This window comes from Deferribacterota bacterium (assembly GCA_034189185.1).
Lineage (GTDB): Bacteria > Chrysiogenota > Deferribacteres > Deferribacterales > UBA228 > UBA228.
On the sequence record JAXHVM010000138.1, the window covers coordinates 1 to 4909 of the forward strand.

Genomic DNA, 4909 nt, shown 5'->3' on the forward strand with positions numbered 1-4909 from the left:
GTTGTACCAGGTATTAAATTTAATTGTTTAAAAGCCTTCCCGAAATTTTGTTGACTAGGACCATAAACATTTGATGTATCTAAATAATTAATGCCACTATTTATTGCTTTTAAAATTATCTCAACGGGATCAATGCCTTGCCTTGTCCATTGTAAGGATGCTTGACCGCCTAAGCTAAGTTGTTTAACCTCCCAATCTGTTTTACCTAATGTTCTTGAGATTAATATTTTGTTTTTCTTTGTTTCAGAAGCTTTTAAGATATTGAAGGGAGAGATATATAATGTACTTGCAAGTCCTGCTGATAACTGTAAAAAATATCTTCTTGTAATGTTATTCATATATTTACCTCCTATTTATTATTATTATAATTTATCGTTTACATTAAAACAAGAAAACTATATAAATTAAATTATTAATTTGTTTTAGTGTTTTTGGAGGTAAAAATGTTTGAAGTAAAAAACCGCTTTGTTGCTAATTCATTAGAGGCGTTTTTTAATCCTAAATCAGTAGCTGTGATTGGAGCAAGTGAGAAAGAAGATAGTGTTGGTTATGCTGTTCTTCATAACATCTTGCAGTCAGGTTTTAAGGGTTCTGTTTATCCTGTTAATGTAAACAAGGATTTTGTTCAAGGGTTAAAGGCTTATAAATCTATAAATTTAATTGAGAACGATGTCGATTTGGCAGTTATTGCAATTCCAGCAACCTATGTTTTAACATCCGTTAAAGAGGTTATAGAAAAGAAGGTGAAAGCTATAGTTGTTATAACAGCAGGCTTCAAGGAAATAGGTGATGAAGGGAAAAAGTTAGAAAACAAAATAAAAAAGTTAATAAAAGAAAATGATGTAAGGTTAATGGGGCCAAATTGCTTAGGTGTTATAAATACAGATGAACATGTGAAATTAAATGCAACCTTTGGTAATGCTATGCCAGAAAATGGTGAGATTGCCTTTCTCTCTCAGTCAGGAGCTCTTTGTACAGCAGTTTTGGACTATGCAACACAAGAGAAATTAGGTTTTTCAAAATTTGTCAGTTATGGTAACAAATCAGATGTTGATGAGGTTGATTTGCTTAACTATTTAAAAGACGACGATGCTACAAAAATAATTATAATGTATTTAGAAGATGTTAAAAGACGAGATGAGTTTATTAACGTATGTAATGACATAGTGTGGAATAAACATAAACCAATTTTGGTTTTGAAAGCTGGAAGATCAAAAGAAGCTGCAAGAGCTGTTTCTTCTCATACTGGGTCACTTGCAGGTTCTGATAATCTATATAAAGCACTTTTTGAACAGGCGCGTATTATAAGAGTAGATAAAGTTAAGGATATGTTTAATGTTGCAAAACTATTTGTTAACACAAATGTGCCTATAAATAACAGGTTTGTTATATTAACAAATGCAGGGGGCCCTGGAATTATTAGTACTGATGCCTTTGTTGAGAATGGAATAAAAATGGCAGAATTAAGTGAGTCTTCTTTAAACAAGTTAAAATATTCGCTACCCGCTGAAGCAAGCTTAAAAAACCCGATAGATATTCTCGGTGATGCAACTGCTGAACGTTATAAAAAAAGTTTAGAAATTCTTTTGCAGGATGATCAAGTTGATGGCGTGCATATTCTATTAACACCTCAATTTATGACAAAACCCTTAGAAATCGCAAAAATCTTGCCAGATGTTTATAAAAAACATAGCAAAACAATATTAACCTCTTTTATGGGCAATTCCATTGTAAATGAAGCTGTTGAATATTTAAAACATAATAATATATATAATTTTGCTTATCCCGAAGAAGCAGCATTATCAGTTTCAAAAATGGTTAAATTTAAAGATTTAGCAAACAAGCAAGATACAACAATCTTAAAAATAAGCGTCAATGAAAAAGAATGCAATACATTGATTAATAAACATTTAGGTAAAGAAAGGTGTGTGTTTCTAACGCAAGAGAAGGCTGATGAACTATTAAAATATTATAATGTGCCAGTAGCTCCAGCGTTAGTTGCAGTGAAAAAAGATGATGTGGTCAAAATAAAAAATACAATTGGTTATCCGTGCGTTATGAAAATTATTTCTAAAGATATTGTACATAAAGTTGACGCAGGATGTGTAAAAATTGGTATAAAAAATGAGAACGAAGCCTTGACTGCTTTTGATGAAATCATTAACAATGCTAAAAAATTTAAAGAGGATATTATAATAGAAGGCATTTATGTTCAAAAAATGGTAGGGAAAGGTATAGAAGTAATTGTTGGTGGTGGTAAAGATAATGCATTAGGACCTTATTTAATGTTTGGCCTAGGAGGAACATATGTCGAATTGTTTAAAGATGTATCGTTTAAATTAGCCCCTCTTAGAAAATTCGATGCTATGGAAATGATAAAGAGCACTAAGTGTTATAAATTATTAAAAGGATTTAGAGACATATTGCCTTCAGATATTGATGCTATTGTTGATACAATTATGAAGCTATCCCAAATGTTATGTGACATAAGTTATATCAGTGAGATTGATATTAATCCATTAATGGTATTTTCAAAAGGCAAGGGCTGCATAGCTGTTGATAGTAGAATTTTATTAAGAAGAGATTAATGTAGGGATTATTTAAATGAGCACACTAAGAGATGTTGGGTTGTTTATAGTTTTATTGTTTTTAAATATACTAAGCATAAATGTTCACAAAAAATTTTAAAGATACATTAATCTGAGATACATTTATGGTAATAAATATATTATTAATGGCCTTAAAAAGGCTAGTTTTTCTTATACAAAATAGATAATACAAATAATAATAAAACTATTAACACAAGGATCATGCATTTTTTATAAATACCAAATGTAGGTTTGAAAATATTATTTAGAAATATTCAATATTTTTTGCTTTATAAAAAATTAAATAACATATTTAGCCAAAATAAATTAAAGTATAAAGGGGTATTTATGTAAAAAAGATTATTCCAAGCATATATATTTGGGTTGGTTTTATGCGTTAAAAATACTAAAAAACTGAATACTAATTTTGATCTAATAAATTTGCATTAATCACTGTTGTCAATAAATAGTTCAGCAGATCACGCAATCTCCATCATAGGCTACTTAATTTTATTTAGAATAGCGTTAAAGAGTAATTTAAATGTTACATGTGGTTGACCTCTATGAACTGCATCAAAAGCAGTCATTATAATATCACCTTCTCCATACTTAACATCTAAGATAGCTGACTTCCCACTTATCAAATCCTCACCTAAGATCCAACCAGAAGCTAAAATATCATCAGGATTTTGTGGCCAAGTAGCTAAAACATCTATATTTTTATCATCTAATAATTCAAAGGTAGGGCTAAACTTGAAATAAGCAAATATATTCTCATTGCTATAACCAGCAAATAAATTATTATTTAGATCTTCTATGTGCATATTTAAAATAGAACCTGGACAATAAAACTCACTCTCACTTACATTGTCAAGGATATTTTTTACGGGCACTTTTAAACCTTTAATAGCTAAATCACTTGCTTCATCAATTAGTAAGAGTTTTCCACCATTTATTAAAAAATCTTTTACATTATTTAGGCCCTCTTTACCGATGCCACCTGCGTACTCATCTAAATACCTATCAGCATCTCTACCATTCATTATATCTTCATAAGATTCGCTGCCAAAAAGAATTAAATCATATTTGCTATTTAAATTACCCTCTTTTATATCTTTATTATGTACAATGCTGTATTTAAACTCAAAAGCATCTAACACAAATTGGAGCCATCCCGTTGGGTAATTCTCATTATAACTTTCATATAAAGCAACCTTTTTTTTGCTAGCCTTTTTCAATGTAAGCTGATCAATACCACTAATAGCATAGAAGTTAATTGAAAGTTCCTTTGCAAGACTTTCTAAATTATTATGCAATTCTTTACTATATGAAACAACACAAGTATTAACAGGAAAAACTTTATCTTCATACCTAACCCTATAAGCTGTAAAATATATATCATTATACCCCTTTTCTCTTAGTCTATTAATAACCACCGCGTAATTGTCATTTGCTGGTGAAAAAATATAACCTCCACCTTCACTAGCATGACCAACAACTTTGCCAGTTAAATCTATACCATTATCATTAAGTTTATTTAAAAAGTTTATACGTCTATTTTTAAGATTATCCTTATTATTAAGTAATAAATTTAAATTTGATGAAGGTTTAATTTTAATTAAGTTTTCTTCAATATACTCAGGTAAAGGCTGCCCTAATTGTTTTGCTTCTAAGCTCATTTGTTGTATAAGATTCCATGAGACAATATCATATGGGGGCTCAGGAGGCCCATCGGGGTAAACAAATCTTGGGGGATACTCTTGCTTGCTTAAAAGAGCTAAAACATTGGGTCTTTGAGGTTGAGAAGAAAGTACTATAAATGAATTAGCTGGAAATATATCATCACCTATATTTATGGTATCTTTTGTAATATATAGCTCAATACCTTGAAAGTTTAATACCTCCATTAACCAAAGAAGCTTACTTCTATCATTTCTATCAATATTAAATATATAACCATAAGGAGGCTCAGTTTGCCCTTTTTCAATGGCATCTACATTCCTATCATAAAACCTATTTATAAAATCCTTTCTATATTTTACACTTACCTCAATAATCGATCTAAGTGTCTCTTCTTCATATTTTGCAATATCTCTTGAATGCCATTCTCCACCTTCCCATACATCTGTAAAATTTATATATCTTTCTTGTGTGGAGGGAATACCTCTCCTTCCAATAAGTTCATCAAAATCTATAAATACAGGTGACGCTATATTCACTCTTGCAGCCTCTGTTAATATACCAATTTGATTGTGGTAATATGGAGCAGGCCTTAGCCCACCATGCCACCACATATCATAAATACCATTTGTTACAACACC

3 protein-coding genes are annotated in these 4909 nt (G+C 30.3%); 1 reads left to right on the top strand and 2 read right to left on the bottom strand.

The genetic code is table 11. The features are described 5' to 3' along the window. Positions 1–338: hypothetical protein (locus SVN78_08445; GenBank protein MDY6821634.1), on the bottom strand; the 338-nt coding region annotated here is incomplete at its 3' end. Positions 339–443: 105 nt separating this feature from the next. On the opposite strand from SVN78_08445, the gene SVN78_08450 reads away from it, so the two are divergent. Next, positions 444–2588 carry an acetate--CoA ligase family protein gene (locus SVN78_08450; protein ID MDY6821635.1) on the top strand — a complete coding sequence of 715 codons (2145 nt, stop codon included), beginning with the start codon at positions 444–446 and terminating at the stop codon, positions 2586–2588. Positions 2589–3088: 500 nt separating this feature from the next. Here SVN78_08450 and SVN78_08455 read toward each other — a convergent pair. Next, positions 3089–4909 (bottom strand): hypothetical protein (locus tag SVN78_08455; GenBank protein ID MDY6821636.1); only part of this gene is annotated, 1821 nt, incomplete at its 5' end.